This window comes from Paraburkholderia sp. LEh10, assembly GCF_017814945.1.
In the GTDB taxonomy this organism is placed as follows: Bacteria; Pseudomonadota; Gammaproteobacteria; order Burkholderiales; family Burkholderiaceae; genus Paraburkholderia.
Map to the genome: position 1 here is coordinate 1 of NZ_JAGIPX010000235.1, position 617 is coordinate 617.

Sequence of the window (617 nt, forward strand, 5' to 3'; positions counted from 1 at the left end):
TTATCGAAATTCGCCCGCGCGTAAGCGCGGCACGCATCGGCATCCGGCAGTTTCATCGAGCCATCCAGCGCTTTCCCAAGTCCATCGGCGATCGCATCGGCGCCTGTCGAAGGCAGCACCAGATCCTGCGACAGCCCCGCCACCGCCTCCGGTAATCCGCCCACGGGCGTCACCAGCACGGGCGTCCCCGAAGCCAGCGATTCGACGGTAATCAGCCCGAAGCCCTCGAGCGCCACCGTCGGCACCACGCTGATATCGGCCGCGCGATACAGCGACGCGAGATGCTCGTCCGGAACGAAGCCGAGCAGCTTCACGTTGTCGCCGAGCCCCGCATCGTCGATGCGCTGCTGCAATTCCTGCTGCAACCGGCCCTTCCCCGCGATCAGCAACAGCACATCGGGATGACGGCGCTTGACGAGCTTCACGGCATCGATCAGATCCTCGAGGCCCATGCGCCGCACGAGACGCCGCACGGCCAGCACGATCGGCCGGCCAAGCGGCAATTGCAGGCGCAGCCGCGCTTCGTTCTGCGTCAACGGCAGATTGAACTGGTCGACGTTCACGCAGCCCGGCACGACGCGGATGCGCTCGGCGGGAATGCCGTAGCGTGATGTGAG

1 protein-coding gene is annotated in these 617 nt (G+C 66.0%); it reads right to left on the bottom strand.

Going from position 1 to position 617, the window contains the following annotated elements:
• The coding region (locus J8I87_RS44125; RefSeq protein WP_209938935.1) for a glycosyltransferase family 4 protein at positions 1-617 on the bottom strand (617 nt) is incomplete at both ends.